Annotated in this window: 43 protein-coding genes; 6 read left to right on the top strand and 37 right to left on the bottom strand. The window is 65.9% G+C overall.

Annotated elements, in window-relative coordinates; all coding sequences use genetic code 11:
• Positions 1-17 precede the first annotated feature (17 nt).
• The 4 genes from BLT44_RS00190 to BLT44_RS00175 are packed head-to-tail and all read right to left on the bottom strand — an operon-like array spanning position 18 to position 1,738.
• The gene (locus BLT44_RS00190) at positions 18-251 is read right to left on the bottom strand and encodes a hypothetical protein (protein ID WP_010156220.1); all 234 of its coding nucleotides are present in this window, start codon (positions 249-251) and stop codon (positions 18-20) included.
• Positions 248-865: a hypothetical protein gene (locus BLT44_RS00185; protein WP_010156222.1), complete on the bottom strand. Its 618-nt coding sequence runs from the start codon at positions 863-865 to the stop codon at positions 248-250. Before BLT44_RS00185 ends, BLT44_RS00190 begins: the two co-directional genes overlap by 4 nt.
• Positions 855-1,130: a hypothetical protein gene (locus tag BLT44_RS00180; RefSeq protein ID WP_010156223.1), complete on the bottom strand. Its 276-nt coding sequence runs from the start codon at positions 1,128-1,130 to the stop codon at positions 855-857. Before BLT44_RS00180 ends, BLT44_RS00185 begins: the two co-directional genes overlap by 11 nt.
• Positions 1,127-1,738: a hypothetical protein gene (locus BLT44_RS00175; protein WP_010156224.1), complete on the bottom strand. Its 612-nt coding sequence runs from the start codon at positions 1,736-1,738 to the stop codon at positions 1,127-1,129. Before BLT44_RS00175 ends, BLT44_RS00180 begins: the two co-directional genes overlap by 4 nt.
• A 27-nt stretch (positions 1,739-1,765) precedes the next feature.
• On the opposite strand from BLT44_RS00175, the gene BLT44_RS15490 reads away from it, so the two are divergent.
• Positions 1,766-1,924, top strand: coding sequence for a hypothetical protein (locus BLT44_RS15490; protein WP_155819046.1), 159 nt, complete (start codon positions 1,766-1,768; stop codon positions 1,922-1,924).
• Positions 1,925-2,023: 99 nt separating this feature from the next.
• On the opposite strand, the gene BLT44_RS00170 is transcribed toward BLT44_RS15490, so the two are convergent.
• The 14 genes from BLT44_RS00170 to BLT44_RS15060 form a co-directional block, all read right to left on the bottom strand.
• Positions 2,024-2,254 (bottom strand): hypothetical protein, encoded by a 231-nt coding sequence (locus tag BLT44_RS00170; protein ID WP_010156225.1) that lies wholly within the window; start codon positions 2,252-2,254, stop codon positions 2,024-2,026.
• A 14-nt stretch (positions 2,255-2,268) separates the two neighbouring features.
• Positions 2,269-2,631, bottom strand: coding sequence for a hypothetical protein (locus tag BLT44_RS15070; protein ID WP_143025931.1), 363 nt, complete (start codon positions 2,629-2,631; stop codon positions 2,269-2,271).
• A gap of 274 nt (positions 2,632-2,905) precedes the next feature.
• Complete coding sequence (locus BLT44_RS00165; RefSeq protein ID WP_010156226.1) at positions 2,906-5,371, bottom strand: phage/plasmid primase, P4 family; 2,466 nt, start codon at positions 5,369-5,371, stop codon at positions 2,906-2,908.
• A gap of 4 nt (positions 5,372-5,375) precedes the next feature.
• The gene (locus tag BLT44_RS00160; protein WP_010156227.1) at positions 5,376-5,576 is read right to left on the bottom strand and encodes a hypothetical protein; all 201 of its coding nucleotides are present in this window, start codon (positions 5,574-5,576) and stop codon (positions 5,376-5,378) included.
• A gap of 69 nt (positions 5,577-5,645) precedes the next feature.
• Entirely contained in the window at positions 5,646-6,302 is a 657-nt protein-coding gene (locus BLT44_RS15485) for a hypothetical protein (RefSeq protein ID WP_074689797.1), read from the bottom strand.
• A 25-nt stretch (positions 6,303-6,327) separates the two neighbouring features.
• Positions 6,328-7,197, bottom strand: a complete 870-nt coding sequence (locus tag BLT44_RS00150) for a hypothetical protein (RefSeq protein ID WP_010156229.1) — start codon at positions 7,195-7,197, stop codon at positions 6,328-6,330.
• 8 nt (positions 7,198-7,205) lie between these two features.
• A complete protein-coding gene (locus BLT44_RS00145; protein ID WP_010156230.1) occupies positions 7,206-7,559 on the bottom strand; it encodes a hypothetical protein in 354 nt (117 codons plus the stop codon).
• Positions 7,560-7,564: 5 nt separating this feature from the next.
• Positions 7,565-7,912, bottom strand: a complete 348-nt coding sequence (locus BLT44_RS00140) for a hypothetical protein (protein ID WP_010156232.1) — start codon at positions 7,910-7,912, stop codon at positions 7,565-7,567.
• On the bottom strand, positions 7,909-8,307 hold the full coding sequence (locus BLT44_RS00135) for a hypothetical protein (RefSeq protein WP_010156233.1): 399 nt from the start codon (positions 8,305-8,307) through the stop codon (positions 7,909-7,911). Before BLT44_RS00135 ends, BLT44_RS00140 begins: the two co-directional genes overlap by 4 nt.
• A complete protein-coding gene (locus tag BLT44_RS00130; RefSeq protein WP_010156234.1) occupies positions 8,304-8,903 on the bottom strand; it encodes a hypothetical protein in 600 nt (199 codons plus the stop codon). The genes BLT44_RS00135 and BLT44_RS00130 overlap by 4 nt, the downstream gene beginning before the upstream one ends.
• The gene (locus BLT44_RS00125; protein WP_010156235.1) at positions 8,890-9,138 is read right to left on the bottom strand and encodes a hypothetical protein; all 249 of its coding nucleotides are present in this window, start codon (positions 9,136-9,138) and stop codon (positions 8,890-8,892) included. Before BLT44_RS00125 ends, BLT44_RS00130 begins: the two co-directional genes overlap by 14 nt.
• Entirely contained in the window at positions 9,139-9,408 is a 270-nt protein-coding gene (locus BLT44_RS00120) for a hypothetical protein (protein ID WP_010156236.1), read from the bottom strand.
• A gap of 80 nt (positions 9,409-9,488) precedes the next feature.
• Positions 9,489-9,629, bottom strand: a complete 141-nt coding sequence (locus tag BLT44_RS15480) for a hypothetical protein (protein ID WP_155819049.1) — start codon at positions 9,627-9,629, stop codon at positions 9,489-9,491.
• Between the two features lie 89 nt (positions 9,630-9,718).
• Complete coding sequence (locus BLT44_RS15060) at positions 9,719-9,982, bottom strand: transcriptional regulator (protein ID WP_143025930.1); 264 nt, start codon at positions 9,980-9,982, stop codon at positions 9,719-9,721.
• A 150-nt stretch (positions 9,983-10,132) separates the two neighbouring features.
• Here BLT44_RS15060 and BLT44_RS00110 point away from each other — a divergent pair, with 150 nt between their 5' ends.
• From BLT44_RS00110 to BLT44_RS00095, 4 genes are read left to right on the top strand one after another with little or no spacing between them, the layout of a single operon-like run.
• The gene (locus tag BLT44_RS00110; RefSeq protein WP_143025929.1) at positions 10,133-10,648 is read left to right on the top strand and encodes a hypothetical protein; all 516 of its coding nucleotides are present in this window, start codon (positions 10,133-10,135) and stop codon (positions 10,646-10,648) included.
• Positions 10,649-10,657: 9 nt separating this feature from the next.
• Entirely contained in the window at positions 10,658-11,140 is a 483-nt protein-coding gene (locus tag BLT44_RS00105; RefSeq protein ID WP_010156238.1) for an ImmA/IrrE family metallo-endopeptidase, read from the top strand.
• 25 nt (positions 11,141-11,165) lie between these two features.
• Positions 11,166-11,828 carry a DUF2335 domain-containing protein gene (locus BLT44_RS15055; protein ID WP_074689791.1) on the top strand — a complete coding sequence of 221 codons (663 nt, stop codon included), beginning with the start codon at positions 11,166-11,168 and terminating at the stop codon, positions 11,826-11,828.
• A gap of 4 nt (positions 11,829-11,832) precedes the next feature.
• Positions 11,833-13,020: a site-specific integrase gene (locus BLT44_RS00095; protein WP_010156240.1), complete on the top strand. Its 1,188-nt coding sequence runs from the start codon at positions 11,833-11,835 to the stop codon at positions 13,018-13,020.
• A gap of 109 nt (positions 13,021-13,129) precedes the next feature.
• On the opposite strand, the gene BLT44_RS15050 is transcribed toward BLT44_RS00095, so the two are convergent.
• Entirely contained in the window at positions 13,130-13,387 is a 258-nt protein-coding gene (locus tag BLT44_RS15050) for a hypothetical protein (RefSeq protein WP_143025928.1), read from the bottom strand.
• Positions 13,388-13,486: 99 nt separating this feature from the next.
• The gene (locus BLT44_RS15795; RefSeq protein WP_010156189.1) at positions 13,487-14,215 is read right to left on the bottom strand and encodes a DUF2510 domain-containing protein; all 729 of its coding nucleotides are present in this window, start codon (positions 14,213-14,215) and stop codon (positions 13,487-13,489) included.
• Between the two features lie 145 nt (positions 14,216-14,360).
• Between BLT44_RS15795 and BLT44_RS00085 the strand changes: the two genes are divergently transcribed.
• Positions 14,361-14,648 carry a hypothetical protein gene (locus BLT44_RS00085; protein WP_050803108.1) on the top strand — a complete coding sequence of 96 codons (288 nt, stop codon included), beginning with the start codon at positions 14,361-14,363 and terminating at the stop codon, positions 14,646-14,648.
• Positions 14,649-14,812: 164 nt separating this feature from the next.
• Here the strand turns inward: BLT44_RS00085 and BLT44_RS00080 are convergent, their stop codons facing one another.
• The 17 genes from BLT44_RS00080 to BLT44_RS15475 form a co-directional block, all read right to left on the bottom strand.
• Positions 14,813-15,190: a DUF7882 family protein gene (locus BLT44_RS00080; RefSeq protein WP_331270909.1), complete on the bottom strand. Its 378-nt coding sequence runs from the start codon at positions 15,188-15,190 to the stop codon at positions 14,813-14,815.
• A 44-nt stretch (positions 15,191-15,234) separates the two neighbouring features.
• Entirely contained in the window at positions 15,235-15,585 is a 351-nt protein-coding gene (locus BLT44_RS00075; protein WP_010156192.1) for a DUF7882 family protein, read from the bottom strand.
• Positions 15,586-15,764: 179 nt separating this feature from the next.
• Positions 15,765-16,067 (bottom strand): hypothetical protein, encoded by a 303-nt coding sequence (locus BLT44_RS00070; RefSeq protein WP_010156193.1) that lies wholly within the window; start codon positions 16,065-16,067, stop codon positions 15,765-15,767.
• Entirely contained in the window at positions 16,067-16,450 is a 384-nt protein-coding gene (locus BLT44_RS00065) for a hypothetical protein (RefSeq protein ID WP_010156194.1), read from the bottom strand. The genes BLT44_RS00070 and BLT44_RS00065 overlap by 1 nt, the downstream gene beginning before the upstream one ends.
• 94 nt (positions 16,451-16,544) lie before the next feature.
• On the bottom strand, positions 16,545-17,183 hold the full coding sequence (locus tag BLT44_RS00060; protein WP_010156195.1) for a M23 family metallopeptidase: 639 nt from the start codon (positions 17,181-17,183) through the stop codon (positions 16,545-16,547).
• 35 nt (positions 17,184-17,218) lie between these two features.
• The gene (locus BLT44_RS15045; protein ID WP_143025927.1) at positions 17,219-17,518 is read right to left on the bottom strand and encodes a hypothetical protein; all 300 of its coding nucleotides are present in this window, start codon (positions 17,516-17,518) and stop codon (positions 17,219-17,221) included.
• A gap of 10 nt (positions 17,519-17,528) precedes the next feature.
• Positions 17,529-18,059 carry a hypothetical protein gene (locus BLT44_RS00055; protein WP_231291530.1) on the bottom strand — a complete coding sequence of 177 codons (531 nt, stop codon included), beginning with the start codon at positions 18,057-18,059 and terminating at the stop codon, positions 17,529-17,531.
• 2 nt (positions 18,060-18,061) lie between these two features.
• On the bottom strand, positions 18,062-19,099 hold the full coding sequence (locus BLT44_RS00050) for a hypothetical protein (RefSeq protein ID WP_010156197.1): 1,038 nt from the start codon (positions 19,097-19,099) through the stop codon (positions 18,062-18,064).
• A gap of 15 nt (positions 19,100-19,114) precedes the next feature.
• Positions 19,115-21,301 carry a fibronectin type III domain-containing protein gene (locus BLT44_RS00045; protein ID WP_010156198.1) on the bottom strand — a complete coding sequence of 729 codons (2,187 nt, stop codon included), beginning with the start codon at positions 21,299-21,301 and terminating at the stop codon, positions 19,115-19,117.
• A complete protein-coding gene (locus tag BLT44_RS00040) occupies positions 21,301-24,153 on the bottom strand; it encodes a peptidoglycan DD-metalloendopeptidase family protein (protein WP_010156199.1) in 2,853 nt (950 codons plus the stop codon). Before BLT44_RS00040 ends, BLT44_RS00045 begins: the two co-directional genes overlap by 1 nt.
• 3 nt (positions 24,154-24,156) lie before the next feature.
• The gene (locus BLT44_RS00035) at positions 24,157-24,597 is read right to left on the bottom strand and encodes a hypothetical protein (RefSeq protein ID WP_010156200.1); all 441 of its coding nucleotides are present in this window, start codon (positions 24,595-24,597) and stop codon (positions 24,157-24,159) included.
• On the bottom strand, positions 24,543-24,914 hold the full coding sequence (locus BLT44_RS00030; protein ID WP_010156201.1) for a hypothetical protein: 372 nt from the start codon (positions 24,912-24,914) through the stop codon (positions 24,543-24,545). The genes BLT44_RS00035 and BLT44_RS00030 overlap by 55 nt, the downstream gene beginning before the upstream one ends.
• 103 nt (positions 24,915-25,017) lie before the next feature.
• Positions 25,018-25,608, bottom strand: a complete 591-nt coding sequence (locus BLT44_RS00025; protein WP_010156202.1) for a phage tail tube protein — start codon at positions 25,606-25,608, stop codon at positions 25,018-25,020.
• Positions 25,609-25,682: 74 nt separating this feature from the next.
• Positions 25,683-26,105 carry a hypothetical protein gene (locus BLT44_RS00020; RefSeq protein WP_010156203.1) on the bottom strand — a complete coding sequence of 141 codons (423 nt, stop codon included), beginning with the start codon at positions 26,103-26,105 and terminating at the stop codon, positions 25,683-25,685.
• Positions 26,102-26,350, bottom strand: a complete 249-nt coding sequence (locus BLT44_RS00015) for a hypothetical protein (RefSeq protein WP_029608208.1) — start codon at positions 26,348-26,350, stop codon at positions 26,102-26,104. Before BLT44_RS00015 ends, BLT44_RS00020 begins: the two co-directional genes overlap by 4 nt.
• On the bottom strand, positions 26,350-26,691 hold the full coding sequence (locus BLT44_RS00010; protein WP_074689789.1) for a hypothetical protein: 342 nt from the start codon (positions 26,689-26,691) through the stop codon (positions 26,350-26,352). The genes BLT44_RS00015 and BLT44_RS00010 overlap by 1 nt, the downstream gene beginning before the upstream one ends.
• Positions 26,688-26,884: hypothetical protein (locus tag BLT44_RS15475; RefSeq protein WP_176783254.1), on the bottom strand; the 197-nt coding region annotated here is incomplete at its 5' end. The genes BLT44_RS00010 and BLT44_RS15475, both read right to left, overlap by 4 nt.

Genomic DNA, 26,884 nt, shown 5'->3' with positions numbered 1-26,884 from the left:
GTGACACTAGGGGGCGGTCAAGCCTCCGTGCCACCCGGCGTGTCGCGCATGATTCTGCGGAGCTTCGCCTGGTGTGCAGGCCACGCTTTGAGGTTCTTGCGATACCAGGCGAACAACGTAGTTTCGTGCACGATCCGTCGGCCCTCTGCGTCGAGCTGCATCGGCATCCCGTGTCGTCGCCAGCGCTGCAGGGCACGCTTAGAACGGCCGACCTGCTCGGCAGCCTCCCGGTAGGTCAGCCATTCGCTCATGCCTCGAGGTAGTCCTTCCAGGGCCAGGAGTCCCGGCATCCGTCACACCTCATGGTGGGTTCGTCCGCCGATTCTTCGTACGTGGGGTGAATCAGGCGCTCTCCGCAGGTTGGGCACGGTCTGCGCCGGTAGGCGCGGAACTTCGGCTCGGCTCGCGGGTAGCGTCCGCGTACTTCGCGGATGAGGTCGATGAGCGACTCGGGGGCGTCGTTCAAGGTCGCATCATGGGCGATCTGGTGTGTGCACGCGATGAGCCACCGGATGATCTCGGTCGACATCGCGAACGCATCGGACGGGGTGCAGAGCGGCAGCCCTTGCGGTTCGTCGCGTCCCGACCACATGCGGGCGCGGAGCGGGCGTGGGGAGGCGCCGCCGATCTTCTCCGCGACCTCGCGCCCGAAGATGATCAGGGTTGCGTAGAGCAGGTCGGCGTCGTCGGCGGGGTCGACGCGGTATGGAAGCCTGGCCTTCTCGCTCGTGCCCGACACGACGACGGCGCTCGTGTCCTGCGCTGCGAGGGTGTTCTCCGCGAGCTCGCGCATGTGCATGAGCTGGAACGGCACCTGCTCGAGGTGCCACTTGAACGAACCCGACCATGAGCTCTCAGTCTGCATGCGATTTCTCCTCGTATCCGGTGGCGCGGCGAGCGCGCTGCTCGCGACGGCGGGTTCGTTCTTCGCGGCGACGAGCGCGGCGGATCCAGGCGTCGCCGGCGGCCTTCGCCCACGCGGCGGTCGGACGCCAGAGGTCGACGATGCTGCGCGGGTTGTATCGCTCGATCGTGCCGTCCACGACGCGGGCCTCGTAGCCGAACGGGATGTCGCCGAACGGGGTCTGCGCCTCTGCCGCGTGCACGATCACGGCGAGCTCGCGGCTCATCGCCCCTCACCTCGCAGCCACTCGGCGACGAGTTCGGCTATCTGCCGACCGAGGGTGTTGCCGAACGTCGACCACGTCCACTCGCGGGAGTCGATCATGTCGGCCAACTCGGCGAGCTTCGCTTCGTCTACCTCGACCGGAGCGGCGAGAGCGTCAGCGGCTTCGCGCATCGTGTCGGCGCACTCATGCGAGTACCAATCGACCACCTCCGCGCCGTGCCGAAGTCGCGCGGTCAGCTTCTCGCGGTCGCCTGTTACCGTTGCCGCATGATCCTCGGACTCGGCCTCGCAGGCGGGGCATTTCGGTTCAGTCACACCGTCCGCGCCGTAGCACCGGCACTCGGCCTCGCGCTCCTCGGCATCGTGGTGCTCGCCCGCTGGATCGGCGGACGCCGACGCTGACACCGCCGTGGCAGCTTCCATAGCGGCCAGTGCTTGATCGCGCATGCGGTCCCGGTACTCGTCGTCGCGCGTGCCCGTCGGCGACCCGCCGAGCTCGCCGTTCGTAGGCCAGTCTTCGCCCGGCTCGAGGCACGCGAGAGCACGTGCAGCCGCCTCAATCTGTTCCTCGGGTACGCCACCCTGCACGGGGGCCTTCTGGTTCGTCATGGTGTCGCCTCTCGGTAGTCTGTGCGCATGGAAAATGCGCAGCTCTTGTTCTTCATCTACATCGCCGCCGGGATCGTCGGCTTCGTGCTGTTCTGGCTGCTGCTGTGGGCTGTCATTCGCGCCGGTGTTCTTTCTGCTCTTCGTGCTCACTCGGATGAGCAGCGGGAGCACGGCCGACTTCGATAGCTGCCGACCTCCGCTCCTTCGGGAGGTCGAGTGATGTTCGGGGGAGCCCCATGCGGGCGAGGGCGTCGAGGTCGGTCTCGGTGAGAGGCGCGTAGGTGGTCATCGTGCTGCTCTGACTTCGTCGAGTGCTGCGCCGAGGTCGGTGACGGTGGTGACGTGGCGCTTGAGGGGGTTGATGAAGATGCGGAGGCGGCCGCTGACGGTGTGGGTGCCTTCGCCGATGGTGGTGCCGTGGGTGTCGGTGATGTGTACGACGGTGCTGGCGCGGGTGATGCGGTAGCCGCTGGTGGTGACGGTTTCGTCGACGAGTTTCGGGCTGATCTTCGCCATGTCGGGTGCCTTTCTCAGAAGGGGGTGGTGTCGGTGGTGTCGGTGGTTTCGGTGGTGGCGGGTTCGAGGGGGTGGGGTGTGCCGGGGAGTGGTCGGCCGCATTCGTGGGCGGGGAGGATTGCGTTGGGTGGGCCGTGGTGGTGTCGGCGGTGCCATTCGGGGTCTCGGCGGGTGAGGTGTGGGCGGCCTGCTCGTCGGTGGAGGTTGTAGGTGGGGCGGCCGATGATGATGCAGGCGGCTTCGATGTCGGCGGGGATTTCGACGGGGTCGGCTCGTCGGGTGCCGTGGGTGGGCATGAGGTCGGAGAAGTCCCATTGGGTGGCGAGCACGGGGGCGTGGCATCGGGGGCATTCGGCGGGGAAGGCGTGGTGTTTCATGGCCGGCCTCGAGGGCCGTCAGGGACCGATTTCGCGCTTACTGGCATCGGCTGCGTATAGGTAGGGGCAGAACCCTCTGTTGCCCTGTTACCTATCAATGAGCTGGCGTACTTCGAAATATCGGTCCCTATCGGTCCCTGAGTCGCGTTCTGTCCCGTGATTTCAGCGAAGTTGGCAGGGCCAGTTGCTGATTTTGGTCGGTCCCTTTCGGTCCCTTTCTGTCCCTCGTTGGCCGCGGGCAGGGACCGATCGCAGGGCGCGTTACTCCGGTTGCTCATCGGTCGGCCCAGTGTGTGCCGAACAGGCCGCCCTGCGACTGGTCGTCGGATTCGGCTTCGTGCTCGGCGAGCATGAGTCCGGTGTAGTAGCGGCGACCGTTCGACTTCGCGACGTCGATGTCGAACTTCTGCCGCAGCTGTCGCCCGAACGACTGGCCGGAGAGCTCGCGCTCGTTCTCGTCGCGACACCACTGGTCGTAGACGCGGCGCAGTTCGGAGGTCTGGATGCGGGCGTGTTCGCCGCCGCCGAGGATGCAGCGGTCTTCGATGAAGCGGGCGAGGTGGTCCTCCTCTTGCTGGTAGGTGGCGGTGGCGGCGCGCACGCTGTCGGGTTCGCGGACGCCGTTGGCGACGTAGTCGACGCATCCTTGGATGAGCCAGGCGAGGATGCCGGGGCCTTCTTCGTCGACGAGTCGCTGCTGCAGGTTCTCGATGCGTTCAGATTCGGGGATGATGCGGGTGAAGGGGATGAGGCGTAGGCGGCGCCAGAAGCTGTTGCCGCCGGACTCGACCTTGGGCTGGTTGTTGCCCATGAGCCAGAGCGTGTGCGAGGGGTTGAAGGTGAAGAAGTCCTGCCGCATGAAGCGGGCGGTGATCTTGTCGCCGCCGGTGAGGGCTTTCACTTTGGCTTCGTCGAATCGGGTGCCCTCGTTGATCTCGGCGGCGACGACGAAGCGGCGGCCCTGCAGGGATGCGAGTTCGGTTTCGTGGCGGTCGCGGCCGGCGAGGAGGAACCCGTGGGGTGCTTCGGTGGCGTAGTCGCCGAGGAGGGTGGTGAGCGTTTCGAGGTAGACGGTCTTGCCGTTGCCGCCTGCGCCGTGGAGGAAGGGGAGGATGTGCTCGACGACGGTGCCGGCGAGCGAGAGGCCGGCGAGGCGCTGCACGTACGTGATCATGGGTTCGTCGTCGCCGAAGGTGGTGTGCAGGAACCGGGTCCAGAGCGGGGTGGGTCGTTCGGGGTCGGGTGCGACGCTGGTCTGCTTCGAGTGGTAGAGGTGTGGGGTGGCGGGGGTGACGGCGCCGGTGGTGAGGTCGACGACGCCGCCGGGGGTGTTGAGCTGCCAGGGGTGCGTGTCGAACTCGGCGGCGGCGGTGCGCATGGTGGGGAGTGCGCGGGCGAGGCGGACGACGTTGGTGAGGGCGCGAGTGCTGAGTGAGCGGACGCGGTGCTTGCGGATCTGGTCGTTATCGGTGGGGAGTCGGTCGGCAATGTCGAGTGCTGCCTGCAGGGCGGGGGCGTCGTCGGGCGCCCATTCCCAGCGGGTGCCGGTCCACTCGGCCCAGCGGCCGGCGTCGGGGATGAAGCGCAGCTGCGAGGTGTAGTCGGCGGCGAGGAGGCGGGCGTTGCCGGCGTCGGTGAGGTCGGCGGAGTCGGAGCCGACGAGCGGTGAGGGTGCGGGCGCGGTGACGGTGTTGCTGTGGTCGATGACGGCGAGCTCGCCGGCGCGCGGTACGGCGGTGAGGTGGCGGGCGGGTGCGAGCGGGCGGGGTGCGCGGTGTCCGTGCCCGTCGGCGGCGAGCTGCTTCGCGGCGGCGGCGTGGTCTCCTCCGTGCTCGAGGAGGGCGTACGCGCCGAACTTCGTGTACGGGGTTTCGGGTTCGAACGCGGTGCTCGACGTGAACACGTAGAGGCGGTCGCGGTCGTCGGCGCGGCCGGTGCTCGCGCTGATGCCGTCCTTCTTGCCGGGCCGGCACCAGTAGCGGAGGTTGCCGCGCTGGTGGATGAGGGTCCACCCGTGGGGGGTGAGGATGTCGGCCCAGTCGGTCTTCTGCTCGAAGTCGTCGCCGGGGGTGATGTCGCCGTCGTGCTGCTGGTAGGTGGACCAGATCGCGGCGACGGGCCCGTTGGGCTGGGTGGGGGTGGTGTCGACGGTTTCGTCGATGGTGCGGATGAGGGCGTGCAGCTGCTCGCGTTCGTCGCTGGTGATGGTGGGGACGGTGGCGGGGCCGCCGGCGAGCCGCATCCAGGCTTTCCCGGAGGGGTGCGCAGTGCCGCCGGTGGGTGCGGCGACGACGAACCCGCCTTCGCCGCGGGTTTCGGCGAGGGTGATGCGGTCGGGGCCGGCGGCGAGCTTCGTGTTGCCGGGCACGTCGGCGTTGGCGAGGCGGTAGAACCAGTGCACGCCGCCGGAGGGTGAGAGTTCGAACCAGCCGGTGGTGATGCGGTCCCAGAGCTCGGTGAGGCCGGTGGCGTCGGCGAGTGCTTTCAGTTCGGGGACGCGGTGCGCGGCGCGGCCTTCGAGCTCAAGCATTTCGAGGGCGCCGGAGATGCGTCCGGTGATGAGGCCGACACCGACGGTGGTGCCTTCGCGCATGAACCAGGCGTCGAGCTGGTCGATGTCGGCGCGCTGCTGCGTGTACTGCTTCCATGCGATGGCAGGTCGTTTCGTGCCGTCGGTGGCGACGGGAACGACCGAGATGCCAGCCTGGAACAGCTCTGCGACGGTGGCGGCGTAGGTCAAGGGGTTACTCCTGGTGTGCGAGGGTGGCGCGCGACGCTGCGATGGTGATGTCGACGCGGGGGTATGCGTGGAGGCTGGATGCGGTGATGCGGGTGCCGCCTCCCTGGGCGGGCATGGTGCGGGTGATCTTCCAGCTGCCGTCCTGGTTCTTGATGTGGACGATGTCGCCGGCGCGGATGAGGCGGCGGGGTGCGAGGTCGCGCATGGTGTTCCCTGTCTGGGGTGGGGCGTGGGCGCCGCCGGTGTGGTCGGCGCCCACGCGGTTCGGGTGGGGTTAGAAGGTGCCGGCGGCGATGTGCTGGACCTGCTCGGCGGTGAGGCCGAGCGCGGTCTGGATCAGCGCGCTCTCGCTGCCGATCGCGAGCAGCTGCTTCGCCTTGTCGTACTGCTCCTGGGTGACGCCGACGGGCAGCGACGGGGCGAACGCGGCGGGCGCCGGCGCGGCCTGCGGTGCGGGCGCAGGTGCTCCCTGCGGTGCGGGGGCGGCCTGCGGTGCCGCGGGTGCGGCTGCGGGCTGGGCGAGGCCGGTCGCGGGCGGCGAGTACTGCGCTTGGTACAGCTTCTTCGGGTTCGCGGGGTTCTGGCTCGCGGGGTCGTTGCCGGTGTACTGCACAGTGAGGGTGCCGCCGACCTGCACGTCCTGCGCGCCGGCGGCGCTGATCGCTGCGAAGATCGCCTTCTTCATCGCGGTCGACGACACATACAGGGTGCGGTCGCCGTCGTCGTTGCCGTCCTCGCGGGGCGCGTTCGTTTCGGTGAGCGGCACGACGACCTGCATCTTCGGGTCGCCGTTGGGCCAGTAGTCGGGTTCCTGCGACCCGAACTTCGTGGCCTGCTTCTCGAAGGGCAGCTGCGCGATCTTCCCCGTGATGCGGGCGCCGATCTCGTTGAACTTGACGCCCTTACCGGTGCTGGTTGCAAACAGTGACATGGTGTTTCCTCGTTTCGTTGTTGCGTTATTGGAAGAGGTTGAGGCGCTGCGGTTGCGGCGTCTGCGGTATCTGCCCGAGGCCGGGCAGAGGTTGGAGGGTGGCGGCCGGCGGCGCGGGCGCCGGGGTCGCCGGTCGGGAGATCACGGGCCCGGTGCCGGCTTCGAACACGCTGCGCCGCTCGGGCTGCGGGCGTTCGCGTGAGCACCACGGGCACCACTCGTCCGCGCACAGCTCCTTCGTGCGCAGCGCGGCCTCGAGGCCGACGATCTGCAGCAGCCCGTACAGCGCGTTGAGCCGATTGAGGGCGTCGAGCGCGAGGTGCGGGTTGTACGGCTCCTGCCACCAGTACGACTTCCCGAGCTCGCCGTCGCGGGGAAGGAACGAGATCGCGACGTGCTTCGCGTCTCCCCATCCGCCGGTCTCGGTGAAGCCCTTCCCGTAGAGGTGGGCCTGCACGCGGTACTGCTGCGATGGGCCGTGGAGGCGGTACTTCGTGAGCTGCTTCGGGCCGATGATCTTGTGGTCGATCACCGTGCCCGTGGGGACGTGGAACAGGTCGCTGTGCCCGGTGATCGGTGTCGCATCGGGGCCGGCGCCGAGCATCCCGACGGTGATCTCCCACTCGGTCACCCAGTCCGTCTTCGCGACGTCGCCGGATGGGTTCGTTGCGTCGAACCAGCGTTCGAGCTGGTCGTGCACGGCGGTCCCGACTGCGGGCTTCCACGCGGGCGGGCGCGGGGGTTCTTCGACGCCGGCGATCTTGTACAGGATGCGGCGGTCGCATTCGATGCCGATCTCGCTGGGCCCGATGCGCTTCTGCAGGGAGCGGGGGTGGGCGGCGATCGCGTTCTCGATCACCCCCTTGTAGAGGGCTTCGACGGGATGCTCGGTCATGGCGGCGGCTACTTGATCGTGACCGACGGGGCGGAGTACGTCTTGAACTCCTCGAGCGCGGTCGGCGCGAACTCCTTCTTCACCTGCGCGGTGTCGAGGCGCGTCGACGTCGTGTACAGCTGCGGGAACTGCTCGGCCGGGTAGGCGGCTTCGAGCTGCTTCGCGTCGAGCGTGCCGCGGCGCGCGATGACGACCTTCGCGTGCTGCGTCTCGTGGGTGCCGTCGCCGAGCTTCTCGATGATCTGCAGGTTGATGGTCTGCTTCTCCTCGGTGGCGCGGGCGATGAGGTCGTCGAGTTCGACGCGGCGGAGTACGAGGTTGTCGACGGTCTGCTCGGTGTGCGGGGAGGTGGTGGTGGTCATGGTGCTCATTCCTTCTCGTTGTGGGTGTCCTGGCCGAGGATGCGGCGCAGGGTGGGGAGCGTCATGGTGACGTTCCACGCTTCGGGGGCGGTTTCGTCGATGCCGGTGAGGCCGGCGGGGGAGACGACGATGCCGAGGTCGGCGTCGTTGTCGCCGCGCTCGAGTTCGGCGAGCTCGAGGCGCGCGTTGTCGTGCCCGTCGGACAGTGCGGGGGTGTCGAACACGGTCGCCGTGATGGTGTCGCCGAGCGGGCTGCGCAGCCCGGTCACGGTGGTGCTCTCCGGCGCGCCTGCAGGGTCGACGCCGAGGAGGTTCCGCACCCACGCCGCGGGGCTGCCGAGCGCGACGCTCACGACGTCCTCCCGGCCGCCGCGACCGGCTCGTCGACGATCTCCGCGTCAACGACGTCACCTTCGATCGCGAGCGACGGCGACGCGGGCACGTCGACGAATTCGTCAGCCGGGTCGGACAGGTCGAGCGTGTCCGGGCGGCGGCCGACGCGCTGCTCGAGCGCTCCCTGCAGCAGGTCGAGCGCCGCATTCTCGTCTTCGCCGGTGACGGGCTCGATGCGGACGACCTTCACCGCGGGGGTGCGCTCGCCGGCCTCGTCCGTTACGCGGAGCGATTCGAGCACGACGATCGCGGTGGTGCGCCCGCCGGAGTAGTAGCGGTCCGCGAGGGTGGACTCGATCGAGGCGAGCCCGTTCTTGTCGTCCTTCGGCAGGGCGGACAGGAGTTTGACGGTCATCGGGTGGTTCCTTCCTGGTCGGTGGTCGGCCACCGGACGGCGGCCGTGGCCTGCACCCGCTGCGGGGTGGAGGAGTCGATGGGGGCGCCGAGGTGTCGGGCGCCGATGCATGCCAGCGCGAACGCGTCGGCGATGTTGTCGTTGGAGAGGTGCAGGTGCGGGTGCTCGGCGGCGAGCGCGGCCACGACCTCGTTCTTGTCGGGGCCCTTCCGGGTGCTCTTCACGGGGAGGTGGCCGGCGGCGTACTTTGCCCGGGTGCGGGGATACGCCTGGGTGACGATGTGCCCGCGGGAGTGCAGCAGTCCCGCCGTCCGCCACCAGAGCCCTGCGCGCTCGTGCGACTTCCCGTTCTGCGAGCCGAGCGAGGGCGCTTCGATCACGATTACGCTGCGCTCGGCGGGCACGTAAGCGGCGATCCCAGCGAGCGCGACCTGCAACCGGTCGAGCGTCTGGTCGAGACGAGCCTTCGCAGTGCCCTTCGTCTCGACGAGGCCGAGGGCGACCTGCCCGGTGTGCAGGCTGATCACCGCGACACCGGAGCCGGTGAGCGAGAGATCGAGGCCGACCGCGTACCGCGGCGCACTACCGGCGCTCATTGCACGATCCCGACTGCTCGAGCGACGCGGCGGACCGCGGCGGCGAGTCGGCGGAGGAGGCGTAGTCCGCTAGCGCGATGACGAGCATGAAGATCACGAAGAGCAAGATCGCGACGCCCTGCACGACCGGGCCGATCACGAACCACGCCGCCGTGAATGGCAGCAGCGCTGACGTGCATGCGAGCAGGCACAGGATGCGCCACGCGACGGTGAGCGGGCCGCTGATCTTGCGCATTCACTTCACACCCGCCTCGGCCCGGCGCGGATCAGCCAGGTCCGCGTAGATGCGTCGCGCTTCGTCTGCGGAGATGGGTGCGTGGGCGAGCATGCCGGCGGTTTCGGCGTTGATGCGCACCGCGTCTGCGCGCTCGTCGCGCGCTTCGGCGAGCATGTTGGCCGCCTCGGCGCGGTGTTCGAGCGCCTTCTCGTACCGGTGAGTAGCGAGCCGCAGGAGCAGCGCGGCGATGAGAAACGCTGCGACGCCGGCGATGACGTTGATGTCCATGAGAGGGGAGTTCCTTCGTTTTCGGGTACGACAAATCGGCCCTCCACCAGGTCGGCGGAGGCGAGAACGGGAGCGGTGCGTTAGTGGCGAGGAGTGGACGCGGTCTCGCGTACCCACTCGTCGACTTCGCCCTGCTCGTAGATGACCGTCTTATTCGACGGCTTGAAGTAGCGGGGGGAGAGGTTGGCCTTGCGGCGTTCGGCGAGGATCGTGGTCGTCATGCCGGGAATGCGCTCACAGACTTGCTCGGGGGACAGCCACACCGGAGAGGGCGATGCTGCCGACTTCCGTATCGGCGTGACTGCGGCGCTCATGCTGCGGGTGCTTCCTGCGCTGCCTTGTTGCTACCGACTGCTTCAACTGGCACGACGTCGAACGCTTCGCTGAGGCCCAGTCCGAACGCTTCGTGAACCCCGGCCATGAAGCCAGCCGAGGGGGTGCTGCCCTTGTCGACTCGACGCAGGGTGACCCGATCAACACCGATCATTCGTGCTTGCACTTCCTCGCTCGGTATGGAGCGAATTTCGCGGATGCGCTTCAGAAGATCTTTTTTGATCTTGATCGTCATCGTCATTGCTGTTCCTCTCTGTTGCGTGAACGCTACGTGGTGAGATAACTATGCACGCAGGACGCAACGAATGCAACACGAAATGAACGCAAATTGCATCATTGTAATTTGGAACGGCGTAATTACGCGGCAGTTCAGCTTGCGCATGATGCAAAGATGCATCATTATGAACGTGTGAATGAGAACGCGTCTGACTACCTGAAGCGAATTACCGGAGAAAAGAGCGTGCGTGCGATCGCCCTGCGCATCGGGGTCGCGCCGACCACGATCGGACGACAGATCGAATCTGAACTGCGCCCTGAACTCCTCGTCCGCATCTGTCGTGAGTACGGCATCCCGGTGCTTCCAGAACTTGTCGCGATCGGCTTCATCACAGAATCGGAGGCGAAGTTCATGACGGGCGCCAATGCGCTCGTGACCGCCACCGATGAACAGTTGGCGAAAGAGATCTTGCGTCGGGTGCAGGACAGCTCTGCGACCTCGACCCTCACCGAGCCGATGGATGTTGATTCGCTCAGCGATCCGCTCCCGGGAAACGCCTCGAATGTCGGTGGTCAAAGTGAAGATGACATTCCCCACCTCGGGAAGGTCGAACTGGACGGATACGCGCTCGCTGCGCATGATGAGGCCGGCGTCGACGAAGAACAAGAACGATCACAGGAAACCCCGTAAGGAGAAGTCATGCAGGATCTGCTCGATGAGGCACAACGGCTCGGCGTCGGAGTTGCGTTCGCGTCGCTCCCCGCTCACCGCCGCGGCGCGTACCTCGACGACCAGCGACTGATTCTCCTGAACGACCGACTCGACCTCGTGCAGCAGCGGGAGTCGTGTGCCCACGAGCTCGGCCACTGCAAGTACGGCGATCGATGCAGCAGCCCCGAAGCGGAGGCGCGCGCCTGGATCTACGCTGCGAAGCTGCTCGTCAATCTCGAGGCGTACCGGAACGCAGAGCTCGAGGATCCCCACCCGCTGGCAATCGCTCAGAAGCTACGCACGACGCGACGGATCGTGCTGCTCTACCAGGAGCACCACCTGCAGCGCGATGCGCTCGCTGCTCCACGCAACATCTTCGGCGAACTCGAGGACGAAGACTACTTCGAGGACTCCCTGCGCCACAGCCTCAAGACCGAGCGACGCATGACATGCGGGCTCGCAGCAGTTTGAATTCGAAAATGAGCCTGAATGACGCATGGATGCGACATTCATCAGAAAGGACGTACAGTTGTCCCATGACCACGACCCCGAGCCACGCAGCAGTGACGGGCTTGAAGCGGGCCGTCAAGACGAGCTTCGCCCCGACTCCGCGGCGCCTGCGGGCCCTCAGCGAAGCGTCGAGGCGGAAGCCATACACGGCACTGGCGTGGCAGAGAACCGGCCGCTACATGAGCACGGCCGCGACGATAGCCAACAAGAAGATCGCTTAGTCGCACTCGTTCAGCAGACTGTTCAGCAGGAGATCACGCAGGTCTTTCTCGAGGCGCAGCCGCAACTCCATTCGCCCGAAGCCCTTGAAGGCTACAAGCGAGTGGATCCATCCATGCCTGGCCGAATTCTCGCAATGGCGGAGCGCGAGCAGAAGGCGCAGATCGATGCCGATCTACTCCCGATCCGCGCCGAAGCATACTCATATCGTTTCGCGGTTACCGTGGTTACTCTGTTGCCGACGTTGCTTGTGGTCCTCGGAATGCTTCTGCTGATCAATGGGAAAGATGCAGCTGGGTATATCGCTGCGGTAACAGGTGTCATCGGGGGCGGTGCACAGGTGATTAGCCAAGTCCGTCCGAGTAGGCAGGGGCGATCGAAAGACGCTGGCGAGTTCACAGCGCGGCACAAGAAGCCCCGGCAGAAATAGCCTCATGGCCACGATCACACCGTACGAAACAGCCTCGGGGCGCAGATACCGAGTGCGCTACCGGAAGCCCGACCGCACCCAGACGGACAAGCGCGGGTTCAAGACGAAGCGCGAGGCCGAGCTCTTCGCTGCAACGGTCGCCGTTTTGAAAGCGACCGGCGACTACGTTGACCCCTCGCTCGGGCGAACGACAGTCGCGGCGATCGGCGACGCGTGGATCGCAGCGCAGCTGCACCTCAAGCCAGCGTCGCGCGTCGCGATGGAAGGGTCTTGGCGCACACATGTGAAGCCGAAGTGGGGGACGCGTCAGATCGCATCGATCACGTTCTCCGAGGTACAGGCATGGGTGGCGGAGCTCTCGACCGGGATTCCCGGCGCGCGTGAAGGGGAGTGGGAGCGGAAGCCGAAATCAGCATCGACCGTCAACCGTGCACACGGGGTGCTCTCATCGATCCTCGACGTCGCCGCGCGCGATCGACTGATCTCGTCGAATGCAGCACGGGGTGTGAAACTGCCCAGGAAAGTGCGTCGCAGCCACGCTTACCTCACGCACGCGCAGGTCGCCCACCTCGCGCGCGAGAGCCGCGCCCACTCGACCCTCGTCAATGCGCTCGCCTACACGGGGCTGCGATGGGGTGAAATCACCGGCCTTCGCGTGATCGACTGTGACTTCATGCGCGGGCGCGTCCGTGTGACTCAGAACGCCGTCACAGTGTCCGGGCAGCTCGTGGTCGGCACTCCGAAGACTCACCGCGCCCGGTCCGTGCCGATCCCGTCATTCCTTCGCGAGGAGTTCGCCGAGCTCGCGGTCGGGAAGGAACTCGACTCACCGCTGTTCGGGACGGGCGCCGCTCACCTTCCAGTGTCGGCTTCGAAGCGTGGATGGTTCGCCGAGGCCGTGAAGCGCTGCCAGGCCGCAGACCCGACTTTCCCGAGGGTCACACCGCACGATCTCCGCCACACTGCGGCGTCGCTGGCAATCGCGAGCGGAGCGAATGTGAAGGCCGTGCAGCGCATGCTCGGGCACGCGTCAGCGGCGATGACCCTCGATGTCTACGCGGACCTATTCGATGACGATCTCGACCTCGTCGCATCGGCACTCGATCAGGCCCGCCGTGCCCACATTTTGCCCACACTCGAGCAACCCGGACCCCCTTCGACACCCCCTCACACTCCCTCAAAAGTGGCGTGATCATGCGGAAGTTGAGTGGCTGATTCGGTCTTTCTCGAATCGATTCCTATCCGGGGCACCGCAATCTCTTAAGCGATAATCGTTGCTATGACTGGGATCGCGGCGGCTTCTAACTGTCGCCGTTTGGGTGTTTGCCCACATTTTGCCCACACTTTTTCGCAGCCCTGGCTTCTGCTTCCGCATGAAAGCCGCGGATCTGGGCCTCGAGTTCTTCTACAGAGGGCGTGACGTTCGGGATGTAGGCGCCGAGTGCCGCTTCGTGCGGATCCATAGACATGGTTCGGAGGATGCCTTTGGTGAGAGCGCGACCTGCGACCTTGAGGCACTCAGCCTCGGTGGGTAGACGGTAACCGTATTCATCCTTCATCCGTCCATGCTGGCAGCCGCACAAAAGTGAAGCACCCCCTCGCGCGGAGCAAAAGCTCAGAACCAGGGGGTGCTTGTCGAGTGATGGGGCTGTGCGGCTCTAGAGACCGAGCAGCTTCCGCTTCGCAGCTTTGAACTCCTCATCGTCGAGAACGCCTTGCGCCTTGAGGGCTGCGAGACGCTCGAGTTCGCTGTTCAGATCACTCGCGCCTGATGCCTCGGCCACGGTCGTGACGGGAGGCGCGGCGGCCGGCGGGGCTGAAGTGGAATGCGGCTGACCATTGTAGGAGACCGTTGAGTGTGAGGTGCGCTCCCGCAGGCTATGCGAATGCCTGGCTTCATCGGAGACGCGGTTGATGATGTTCACGCCCTCCCGGAAGTTCGTGATGTCCTGCAGGGTGACCTTCTCCTCGCCAGACTCTCGTCGGGCCTGAAGGGTGATGTTCCCTACGCCTCGGGCCTTTTGCGCCATCGTCTGCGAGGAATCAACATCGAAGATCTCGCGTGTACGAATCTGCTGGCCGCGCGACGAGAGCGTGCCGACCTCGAAGATCAGGTATTCTGCGGTGAGCTTGTAACGTCCGCCGCCAATCCCAGTGAGCGGCTTGCCCACTGCCGTCCAGATCGCATCCTCATCGCCACTGAGGTCGTGTTTGTTCGTCATTTTGCGACCAAATGACTGCATCTGGGACGCGGCCTTCTGCATGGCGCTCGAGCGTTCAGGAGCGGCGGGCTGCTCCTCAGCGAACTGATCGGTCCATGCCGATCCGTCCCACCAGCGCTGTCGTCCCGAGCCGTCGTCGTACCAACCTGCAGCAATGTCCGCCATTGCGATTCCGATCTATTCAGAGGACCGCACCGACGCGATCCGACTTCTCCCTAGCGTGCCACAGACTGATGCGCAGACGACACGAGATCACCCGGAAGATCACCCTGCCGTCCCAGTGTCGACGGCACGACGTACGATGCTGCGCATGAGTAGACCTGCACCGGTCCGCCTCGACGCGGACACGTGGGTGATCATGCGCAGCGCGAAGGATCACCCGACCGCGATCGTGAACCGCGTCACGGACACGACGGGTGAGGCGCGGTTCCTGGTGCTGAAGTGGGCTCTCGATCCGGCGCAGCGGCGCATGACGGGTATCTTCCCGACGCTCGAGCAGGCGGACGCGTCGGTGCTGTACGACAATGCGGCGCACATTGCGCATGCGCAGCGGAAGACGTCGGGGCCGCCGAATGGAGGCGGGCCGTTGCACACGTGAGCCTATAGCTTCTGCTCCGCGGAGAGGTCAACGGCTTACTCAGACGGTGTGCAGTGTTGCACTCTGGTCGCGTCGCCCCGGGCTACCGTGTACCCCATACATCAACCGGGATACGACGAAGGACGGTCCCTCTCAGAACTCCGAGAGGGACCGTCCTTTTAGTCTTACGTCAGGTCGGGATTGTTCTTCACGAACCTATTGGCTTCGTCTTCGCTGATCGCGAGAAGCCCCCGGGGCGTGTGCGCCAGCGCGTTGAGCGCCCGAACCCACGCCTTGCTCAGCTCGGGCTCCCGGCTACCGGAGAAATGGAATGCGACGCCCGTGTAGGGCGACAACCATACCGACACCCTTCCATCGCCCTGATCGTGGGCCTTATTCCAGCTCAGGAAGAAGCTCTCCTGCTTTTTCAGTTTCTGCCCGATCACGAACTGCAGGTGCGCGAGCAACCTGTCTTCAAATTCGTATTCCCGTCCACCGTGTTTCAAATACCCCATACGCCAAATCTTGGCATTGAAAACAAAATAGGTCAGGGGTTGATTCACTTCAGGATATGGAGTATTGGCCAGCGAACGGGTTGCTTTCTGGTCTAAGCATCCGGCAGATTTCCCGGGTATGGAGTGTCTGCTGCTTCTGCGCGAGCCAACGATCCGTCTGCCTCAGTCACGATCATTCCCGTGTTCGAGTTCGCGGACTCGCCGAGGCGCTGCAACCACTCCTCATCCATGTCCGGCATCTCACTCTCCTCGAAGCTGAACGTCAGTCGCGTGCTTGGAGCTATCCAGATCGCGGTGCGGCCCTCGCCCGCGCTCGTCCCATTCTTCCAAGCCATGAGGAACGATTCCTCACGCATGATCTTCTGCACGATGACTACCTGCATGTGCGCAAGCAGGCGGTCGTTGAAGTGAATCGTGAGTCCGTCGTACCTGATCGATCCCATGAGTGGTCGTCCTTCCGTCGGTGGCCAGCGTCGGCCGTTGGCATCCTTCACATTCCAGTAGAGCGGGCCGAGGGAAGGAGATGCAGGCCTTGACACTAGAAGGGGCATCGGAGAACGACGAAAGCGCCCCCTCCCAGCCCGGAGGCTAGGAGGGGGCGCAATGTCTTGGGAGAGGGCGCTCAGTGCGCGCCGTACTTTCCTTCGATGTTCTTCGCGGAGGTCTTCAGTATGAGTGCGTAGGCGGCTTGCTGCACGACGATCGCGAGAAGCACGAACACGGGCCAGTGCGGCACGACGTCGCCCGTCATCACGAAGTACAGCACGAGCACGATCGCGGCGAGCACGACACTCACGACGATCGATACGATGCGCTTGGAACCTGAAGGCCAGCTCGGGTGGTTGATGAGCGCGATCGCGAACGGGCTGAAGAACGCGAGGAGCGTCAGTACGCCGGCGGGGATCGCGGGAATCTGGATCTCCATTACGGGCGGTCCTTTCGTAGGTCGAGAGTGTCCTCGATGTTGGTGAGACGGTCGGCTGCGCCGCGGTCGGCCGTTCCGAGCTCGTCGATCTTGACGTGCAGTTCGCGCATCTCGCGGCCGCGCTCGATGTCACGCTGGTCGAGCCGGCCGATGTCACGGCGGATGCCTCGAATCTCGCCGAGCACGGCCAACTGGTTGTGGTCGATGTTGTCGCGCAGGTTGTACGGCTCGCCGTTCGGGAGCACGTGCGAGTTCGCGACTTGCTCTTTGACGGCCTCAGTCGATCGCTTCGTGCGGCGCGCATCGATCGTGACCTTGCTGATGAGAGCGACTACGACACCCTGCATCGCGACGATGAGGGCGACCCAAATGGGTTCTGTCATTTGGACCGCCGCTCGAACCACTGCCGGACAGCGATGATGCCGCCGAGAACCACGAGACAGAACGCGGCGACCAGCAGCACCACCACCGTCGCGCTCATGAGAGCTTGTACTCCTTGAACAGACCGGCGATGATCGTCAGGTCGCTCAGCGTCGGGAAACCGCTCTGCTTCTTCCCTCGGTACGTGGCCTTGCCACCCTTGAACAGGTAGAGCCCGGCCTTGTGTGAGCCCGTCTTGCCTCGCAGATTGATGAGCATGTCTTCCTCCTCGTGAATCGTGGTGAGTGACTGTTGTGCGGTGAACGTCGTGGGTGCGACGCTGCGCGGGTTGATCCAGCGGCCGCCGTTCCATGCGCGGTCCCAGCGCAGCTCCCAGTGGATGTGCACGCCGGTCGAGTAACCGGAGTCACCCGCGTACCCGGTGACGTCGCCGGCGCGCACCTTGTCGCCCACGCGCACGTTGTATCCCTCGAGGTGGCCGACACGGGAGATGAGCCCGTCCGCGCGTTGGATTTCGACCGTGCGGCCTTGCCCGTTGGGGTACAGCCACCGATCACCGAGCCAGAGGCGACCGGATGCGCCGTCTCCGCCGACAAACACGACGGTCCCGTCAAACGGTGCAAGGACCGGATCTCCGCGCTCGGCAGCGAGATCGATGCCCGTGTGAGTGCCGTTGCGGGTGCCGGCTTCTTCGGTGACTCGCGGCTTGACCGCAGGCCAGATGACTCCAGTCATGCGCTACTCCTTTCTATGGGAACGAGAGTGCCCCGCTACTCGGCGGGGATCGAGGGTTCTTCGGGAGAAGCCGCTGGCGGGTGGGTAGTGACGATGTTGTGAGCAGCGACGCGGATCATTTCGTCTGTCACTCCCGCCTGGATGTTGCCGTTCGCACGGAGCACTGCCTCATCCCATCCCGGTTGGGTTGCGAAGGCCCAGGCTTGCGCGCGCGCCCATTCGCGGGGATCGGCTGCAGGCGGCCGGGCAAGTCCTTCTTCGAAAGCGCATGCTGCGATGCGCGCGAGAAGCAGTGAGTCCTCAGCGAGCGTTGCTTGAGTGAGATAGTCAGCCATGGGGCTCCTTCTACGAGTTCGGGACGATCTCCCAGCGAACGGTGAGCGTCTGAGCTGTGCCCGCCCCAACTTGTGTGAAGCGGATAGTCACGGTCGTGCTTGATACCCCAGGGGCTTGGCTTACGAGTGCGATGCTCCCGTATCCGGTGCCGACACGAAGGGCTTCAACACGGACGGCGCAGCCGGGTGGGGGGACTGCAGGGACTGTGAAGGTGAGCGTCGTTCCATAGGTGCCCGTGCCGCTGATGTTGGTGAGGGTTCCGGTGGAGACCAGTACCTCACCGCTCCGGTATACGGTCCCGCCGCCGCGGCCGACTACTGTCGCGCGGCGGTTCTGAATCATGACGAGCACCCGTTCACCGGGGGACAAGTTCGAAACGAGCCTTGAGGGGGTACCGAGCATCGGCTCGCTGTCGCCGTCGAGTTGCACCGTGAGCGGTGACGAAGACGCCACGGTGCCCCACTCGAAGTGAGGGGCACCGCGGACCGCTGCGGCGAGCGCGGCGATCCGATCGACGATCGGTGCGAGGACGTCGGGCATGCTCACACCTCCCTCCACTCGGCAGAGCATTGGCCGTCGAATGTGAGTCCGTAGGACATGCGCTGGATGGTCGCGCGGGCGGGGTCGGCGTTGCGTGGTCGGAAGTCGACGACGTCGTTGGGGTCGAGGGGGACGATCGCGTGGGATACGGCGAGCTTCGCGACGGGTGACATGGCGTCGCGGAGTCGGCGTTGCGCGAGGGCTTGCAGGACGGGCAGGGTGCCTTCGGCGCCGGTCTCGGAGCGGGTGATCACGCGGCCCCGGTTCTGCACCGAGTACGGCGATTCGGGGTCTTCGTTGATCGCCTCCGCGGAGAGCGCGGGCGCGCTGTCGGAGCCGGTGCCGACGACGATGTACCGGTTCGGCACGGAGGAGAGATCCTGCTCCTGATCCCATTCAGGGGAGTGGATCGACACCTCGCCGGCCTCGAACACGAACGACACCGCGCGGTCGGCCGGCGCGATGTAGGGCTCGACGCGGAACTGTCCGCTGCCGTCGCACCACAGCGCCCAGTAACCGGCGGCATCGAGCAGGTCGTTAATAATGGTGAGCTTCGACTCCGCCGGCTCCCACACCATCGCGTTCGTGAGCGTCGCATCGGAGTCGGTGACCGCGATGCGGGTCTCGCCGGTGGACTGGATGAGGCTCACGACCGCGGGGATGATGGGAGTTCCGGCGGCGAGGCTGAAGCGCGCCGCGACGGAGTCCTCGTCGATGATCGACATCTTCGAGAGCAGGTCGACCGTTTGGGTGACGATCATGCCGTGGCGGGTCTTCGGGGTGGTGAAGAGCATCGTGGCGATCGGCCACGCTTCGACGCCTCGGATGCCGGGATCGTAGGTGATGCGCACCCGGTGGCTCATCCAGTCGATATTCTGTCCGCGATCGTCGATCGTGAGCGATGCGGAGCCGCCGAGACGAGTGGTCGCGGCGACCTCGCAGCTGCCGCCCTTCACGCCGTCGAGCGCGCGCAGCGGCACGTCCGCGGCGTCGAGGAGGGTGTACAGCCACCGGGGGCGGCGCGCTCCTGTGAGGTCCATGCCGCCCCCTTCCTGTTATCGGTCGGTCTCTTCGAGCTGGAACGACCAGCCCCACATGATCGCCGCGGCGTTGCCGCCGTTGCGGGGGAGCGAGATCGAGCCGAGCACCCCGTAGATGCGGCGCCCGTCCGGGTCTCGGTACAGGTGCAGCGGTGACGGATCCTGCGCGAGCTCCTCGAGCAGCGCCACCGTCGCGTTCGCGTCATCGCTCTCGATGAGCGCCCCGGACGCGTCGACGACGCGCGTCACCTGCTCGCCGGCGTACGCAACGCCTCGGCTGCGCCCCTCGTAGCGCTGCACCGAGCGCTCCCGGCCGGCGTCGACCTTCACCTTGGGCGAGTACGGCAGGCGCGCCGTGAGGCCGAACTGCTCGCCGCCGCCGAGCCAGAGCGCCTGCGACTGCGCCAGAACCGTGATGTCGGCGTAGGCCGACGCCCCGGTGACGGTCGCGTACGCGATCGCGCGGTACATCGTCTGCCCGTTCGACAGCGCTTCGGGATCGTCCACGATCAGGTTCACATCGGGGCTGTCGGCGAGCACGGACTCCCACACCTGGCCGTTATCGACGGACCGCAGCAGGTCGATCGTGCCGGTCTCTGCGACCGGCGGCCCGCCAGGCACGGGGTCGCCGGCGCCGACGCTGAGGGTGACGGCGCCGGTGTCCTCGCTCCATTCGCCCGAGATGTTCGGGAGCGCGGGCGGCACGAACGAGACGGTGAAGGTGAACGTGTCCCAGTCGGACCAGAGCGTGCCCGTCGCGGCGCGCACCTTGACGGTGTACGTTTCGTCGTCGGTGAGCATGTCGGGGAACGTCACCGAGTTCGTTGCGCCGGTGCCGGACCGGCGCGCGACGAGGAGGTCGTTGCCGTCGTAGAGCTCGGCTTCCCACGAGGATTGCGGGCGGCCGAGATCCTGCGAGTAGTCCCACCGGGCGAGCGCCCGCGCCTGGTCCCACGGCGAGACCGGTGACGTGATCGAGACGTTGGGCGGTGAGGTGAGCGTGAAGGTCGCTGTCGCCGACCACGGGCTGTAGTCGGCGTGCTGCCCCTTCGTGCGCACCTGCCACTCGATGTCACCCTCTCCGAAGGTGGCCTCAGAGCTGACGAAGGTTGCGCTTTCGGAGTCCGTAGACACCGCGGTGAGCACCGTCCAGGCCGAGGTGCCCGCTTTGCGCCATTGAAGCTGACGCACCGTCTGCTCCGAGGCATCCACCGGGTTATGGCGCCAGCTCAGCAGCAGCACCGCAAGCTTCGATACCACCTGCCCGTTGGGGGACAGGTTTGTCGGAGCCTTCGGAGGTGCGGCGATCTCGACGACGTTCGACGCTACCGACCACCCGGATGCCAGCGACCCGATCCTTGCGCGCACCTTGTACACGTGCGCGGTCGGCGACGGGTTCGCATGCGTCCACGGCAGGGCGACGTTGGACGCCACCAAGGTCGAGCCGTCCATGATGTCGTACGACGCCGCGTACGGTGGACGGCCACCCTCTTCTGCGTTGACACGAATACCGGCAGCAACTCGGGTCGCCGTGATGCGCGAGGGGATTCGCGGTGTCGTGTATACCGGGCCCGCGGTGCCGGACACCGGCGACGTCCCGCCCGCATTCACGCCGTAGACGCGGTAGTAGTAGCGCTCGTTCGGCTTCACCGTGCGGTCGACGAATGTAAACGCGTTCCCCGAGGGGCGGCCAACCTGCGTCCATGTGCCGTTCCCAGTCGAGCGCTGCACGATGACACTCGTGTACGTGCTGTTGCGCGACCAGGTCAGCGTGATCTGCGAATCCGAGTTGCGAACTGCGCTCAGCCCAGAGGGGGCATTCGGGCGCGGCGGTGGCGCCGCCGGTCTCGCGGGGATCGTGAACCCCCGCGAGATCGACGTCGACCCGAACACATGCGACAACGTCGCGTTGAACGTCTGTCCCTGACTCGAGGATGAAGTGGCACGCGTGAACGTCGCAGTGTGGATCAGGGCGGACTGCCCTGGCCCCAGGTTCACGTTCACGGACGTGCCACCTGACCATGAGCCGGAGAACGACAGCGAGAGCCCGTTGTAGTAGATCGACGACGAGCCGTCCATCTGCACATAGGTGCGCACCGTCAGCGTCACCGAGCTGGTCGATGTACCGACCGAGCTCGGTGACATGATCACGTCGATGCCGAGGCGGACGTGATTCTGATACGGACCCCACGAGATAGCCACTATCGAACTCCCAATCTGTCGTTCAGGACGCGATCCGATCCCGCCGAAGAGGCGGCCGCGATGCGCCCGTCGATGGTGCCGAACAGCACACCGTCGGAGTCATACAGGTGGAATACGCCCTCGCCGTCGCCGCGCTCGGGAGCGTCGACGGCGGCGTGCAGCGTGGACCACTGCGAGGGGCTGAACACTGGCTCCGGCCTGCCGGTCTTGTTCTCCACGAGGGAGATACCGGTCGGCAGGAACCCGCCGTCGTCGTACAGCGCCGTGTGCCCGTCCGCGGCTGCGAACGGGTTGAATGCCTTCGACATGAGACCGGCGGCGTTCTTCGCCATAGCTGTCGCGACGTCGACCCAGAGGCCGCCGCCCGGGAACTGGCTCTTGATCTTCCCGACCGCCCAGTCGACAAGCCCGTCGAGAATGGACGCTGCACCGCCGGCTTCTCCGAGGTCTTTCCCGTAGATGCCGAGGTACGGTGCCGGGTTCACGTGGCTGCCGTAGTTTACGGCCCCGCCGCCCGGGTTGTGCACCATGTAGTGCAGGTGAGGGCCCGTCGACATGCCGGTCGAGCCGACATAGCCGATCACGTTGCCGGCCTTCACCTTCGTGCCGGCCGACGTCGCGAAGCGGGAGAGGTGCGAGTAGCGCGTTCCCAGCCCGTTGCCGTGCTGGATGTAGACCTCGTTGCCGCCCATGTTGACGGACCCGGCGAGCCCCACGACGCCGTCTGCCGCGGCGTAGACCCTGGTGCCGCTGGCGGCGGCGAGGTCGATGCCGTTGTGGCCGCCGTGGTACGGCTGCGATACCGAGTAGGAGCCCTTCGGCAGCGGGTTCACCAGCCCGCCGCGCGCGAAGCCCTGCAGCATCGACGCGAAGCCGACACCCTTCCGACCCGCCGCGTTGGCAGCGAGGAACGCGGCCTTGTCCGCCGAACTGCGGAGGGCCTCGGAGACCATGACACCCTCACCCGGCCGGGCCGCGATGAGCTGGCTATCGCCGTCGCTCATCCGCGACATGCCGGGGAGGATGCCGCCGACCGCGAACCCCTTCGGGAGATCGATCTTCGGGATCTTCATCCCCTTCGGGAGGATCTTGTTCACGGTCCCGATGAGGCCATTGATCACGGTGTCGATGACAAACCGGACCGGCTTCTTCGCGAGCTCCTGGATGCCCTTCCACGCTGAGCCGATCGCGTCGCGAGCGGCCTTGAACGCTTCGACGGGCTTGGTCTTGACGAAGTTGATCATCGTCATAAACACGGACTTGATGCCGTTCCAGATGTTCGAGAAGAACGTCTTGATCCCGTTCCAGATGTTCTGCCACGTGTCTCGCAGGATCGCGAGCGAGAGGCGGAACACGGTCTGCCAGAACGCGATCTTCTCCTGGAACCAGGACACGATGCCGTTCCAGATTCCCCGGAAGAAGCTCGTGATGTTGTTCCACGTGTTCGACCAGAACGACACGAACAGGTAGAGGCCGACCTTGAAGACGTTCTGCCAGAACAGGATCTTCTGCTGGAACCACGAGACGATGCCGTCCCAGATGCCGCGGAAGAAGCTCGACACGTTGGTCCAGACGTCGGAGAAGAACTGACCGACGCTGTTCCAGATGCCGTTCCACCAGGCAACGAACCCGTCGATCACGCCGGTGATCCAGGAGATAAAGCCGGACCACACCTCGGTCACCCACGCCACGACGTTGTTCCACACGTCCGTGAAGAACTGCGTGATGGCGGACCAGACGCCCGTCCACCACTCGACGAAGCCGTCGATGACGCCCGTGATCCACGAGATGAACCCCGCCCACACCTCACTGATCCACGCGACGACCGTGTCCCAGTTCGCAACCAGGAGCACGATCGCCGCGATGAGTGCCATGATGCCGAGGACGATCCACGTCATCGGGTTCGCGAGCAACGCGACCGTTGAGGCCCAGATCGACGCCGTCCACGCGACGAACGCCGCGACGAGCGTTACCCCGATCGCGGCCGCAACGCCGAGCAGCACCCCCTGGTTCTCGGAGAGCCACTGAAACACGGGCACGAGCCCGCTCATAAAGCCCTGCAGCGCGGGCATGACCGCACCCATAATGGTCTCGCCGAGCGTCCCGAACGAGTGCCCGAGGAGCTCCATCTGCCCGGCGTACGTCTTCGCGTACGCCTCGCCCGATCCGCCGAACTGTGAATTCAGCTCCTCGAGCATGATCTTCTGAGCGCCCGCGGTGTCGCCCATCTCGACCATCGACTTGATCGTGTTCTGCTGCTCTTCGGAGAACGTGACGCCGACGCGAGTGAGCTGGGTGATGCCCTTCACCGGGTCGTTGAGCGCCTTGCCGAGCTGCATCGCGGCTGCCTTCGGCTCGGTCCCCATCGCGCGCGACATATCGACGAGCGCCTTTGTCGATTGATCGAAGACGTCGTTGCCCTTCCCGACACCGTTTCGGATGTTCTTGAAGGTGAGGAGGAGGTTCGCGCCCTCCTGCGTGGCTTCGGCCTCGGTCGCGGTCGTATTCTCGAGCGCGCCCGCGAGATCTTCCACGTGCTTCGCGGATACCCCTGCTGCGTTGCCCGTGGACTTGATGACGGTCTCGGTCTGCGTGTTGATCTTCTCGATGCGCGCGAGCGAGTTCACGGACTCGGTGACAAACGACTTCACGCCGGCGGCAACACCGAGGAACACGGCGCCGGTGAGGAAGCCGCTCGCCGCGCCCTTGAAGCCGCTACCGAAGCGCTTCCCCGCATCCTTGCCCGCGGGCCCCATGCTCGGCACGACGGCCTTCGTGATGCCGTCGGTGATTCCCTCGACGGACGGCACGAGACGCACCCATGCTGTTGCCAGCTCGACCCCATCGGCCATGACCTACCTCCGGTTCCGTCGCTTCTTCTTGTCGGTGAAGCTGTCCCACCAGTCGGAGAACTTCGATACTGGGATCGGGTCAGACCCGAGCTTCTGGGCTTTCGCTTTCTCCCATGGGCGGGGAAAGCGCTTCGGTTTCGCCGCATGCTTGCGGCCGGCGCGCTGCCAGTTGCCGATGTTCAGGAGGTCGATGATTTCCGCGAGAAGCTGCTCTGCCACGCCCCAGTGCTCGCGGCCCTGTACGGCCGCGCAGGTGGCAGTGCCGGGCAGCGTTTGCCACCTGCGCGTCAGCACCCAGAGGTGGCGCCATGAGAGCGAGTGGCCGAGATCGTCGAGCGAGTAGCCCGCGTTGAGCAGGTCGTACTCGATTGCGTCCTCGTGCCGGTCGATCAGTCGGCAGAGGGCGAGGATTCCCCCAGGCCGATGTTCGACGCCTCCTGCCACGCTTCCTGGATCGCCTGCAGCTGATCGTCGGTGACGAGTTCGTACAGGCCGGGCGCGTACTTCTCGATGAGCTCGCGCTGGATTTCCGCAGCTTCGACCTGCAGTGCGGGGTCGACGGTCTCGCCTTCCTTCTGCAGGGCGTCGATCTTCACGCCGACTCGCTGCATGCGGTGGCGCACGTCCGACGACACGAACTGCATCTTCGGGAGCGAGAACTTGCGCTTCTTGGTCTTGCCGTTCGCCGCGGGGACGTCGAGTTCAAACTCGAATCGGTTCTGATTGATCGACGCTTTCGACGCCGGAACCTGGAACACCATGGGGAACCTCCTGGGGTATTGGGTGTTGTGGGTGGGGAACCGTGAGGGGGAAGCAGAGCGCCCGGACGGGTTCCCCGGTCGTCCGGGCGCTCTGGTCGGGGATCTACGCGCCCGATGCGGCGACCACGCCGTCGTCGGTGTAGATGTAGATCGACTTGCCGGCGGCGTCGGGGTAGGTCGACAGCGTGACCGGCAGGGTGATCGCGCCGGACGCGACGAGGGGGATCTCGCCGCGCTCGGTGATCTGGCCGTGAGGGATGAACACGATCGCGCGACGCGCGCCGTCCTTGATGCGGAACACCCACTGCTTGATGGGGCGCTGCTCGCCGGCGATCGCGGACCGCGTCTGCGTGCCCTTCGTCGCGGTCGCGTCGGTGACCTCGACGTTGTCGTCGCCCATGTAGTTCTTCAGGGCGCCCAGCGAGAGCTCGAGGTGCGACCACGCCACGGTGCCCTCGAACTCGGTCAGGATCTTGCGGATGGTCTTGAGCGACCAGTCCTTGATCGACTCGGTCGACTCCGACGGGGTGATGGTCACGCCGTCTTCGTTCACGTACCCGGAATCGGTGAGCTCATCGACGTCGAAGTCGTCGATCGTCGCCGGGATGGTGTCGGTCTCGGGACCGGACAGGATCGCACCGGTGACGGCCTGGTCCGGCGCACCGATAAAGACGTTCTTGGAATCCACGCTCATGGCGGGGTGCCCCTTTCAGGCAGAAACGGAAAACGCCCGACAGGGTTTGCCGGGCGTGTGGGTGGTTGGGGAACCTAGACCGACGCTCTTCGCAGAGCGGCGGAGACAGTGGCGGTGAACCGGAAGTGCGTGGTTACCGTCGGATGGGGGAGGTTCGCGGGGAGGCCGCCGACGCGCACCCCGTAACAAGGCACACCGCCGAGCGTTCCCACGCGCCCCGCTCGCTGCAGTACAGCGACAGCGAGGGCCGAGAGGTCGCGGGCGTGCTGTTCATCGACGGAGAAGGCGTCCAGGACGACAGTGGGGGTATCGGTAACGAGGTCGCGCTGTCCGCCGCCGGTCGCCGTGACGCGGATGAAGTGCGTCGGCTTCGGCTCGAGTGGGATCTTCGTGCCGACCTTCGCGTCCTGGAACTGGGTGCCGACGAGCGACGCGTCGATCTCACGCTTGATCGCGACTTCGACGTCGGTGGGGATGAGGAGCTCGGTCACGGTCACCGCCCTGCGTCGATCGCGCGCTGCAGTGCGTTGTCCGCCGCCTGCGCGCGTCGTGCTTCAGTGGTCTCCGCACGCACGAACACGACCGCGCGGTCCTTGTTCAGCTGCGGAGTCGCTTCGAAACCGGGGCCGGCCGCGTCGGCGATGCGCTCGCCGCGCTCCTTGAGGTGGTCTGCGACCTGCTGGGACTGCAGCAGGCGGATGATGCCCTTCTTGTTGAGCTTGATGCGTACACCGGTAGCCATCATCCGTCCCATCGTTCGAGTAGCAGGATCGTGTGCGAGGTCAACGGAGTCGGGCCCGGCTGACGGACCACCGCGCCGTTGATCTTGTACCGCTCACCGAACACGGTGATGCGGTCGTGCCGTTCGACGTCGGCGCCGAATGGGCCGCGCGCGGTCCACGCGATGAGCGCGCCGTCGCGGTTCTGGGTGTCCTTCGTCGTCGCGCCGGCATCGAGCGCCCACCCGAGCAGGTCGACGCCGACGACGTCGGTGAAGTCGGAGCGGTGCCCGCCGCGGCCGTCGTCAACGAGGAGCGGGCGCTCGCGGATGAGGGCGTGCCGGGGAGGTGAGTCCTGGATCACGGGAGCACCCCCAACCGGTACGGCTCGAGGCGCGCGGCGTCGGCACCGCCCGGGCCAACGAGCAGCGAGTTCGAGGTGCGGTTCAGCGTCACCGAGACGCCGCCAGCCTGCTCGCGCGAGATCCCGAGCGGGGAGATCAGCGCGCCGGCCGCGAGTTCGAGCGTGAGCGTGACGAGATCCGCCGGCACTTCTT

The organism is Leucobacter chromiiresistens (genome assembly GCF_900102345.1).
Classification (GTDB): Bacteria; Actinomycetota; Actinomycetes; order Actinomycetales; family Microbacteriaceae; genus Leucobacter; species Leucobacter chromiiresistens.
Note: the sequence above shows the minus strand (reverse complement) of the source record. Positions and strands in the feature narration are given on the sequence as shown.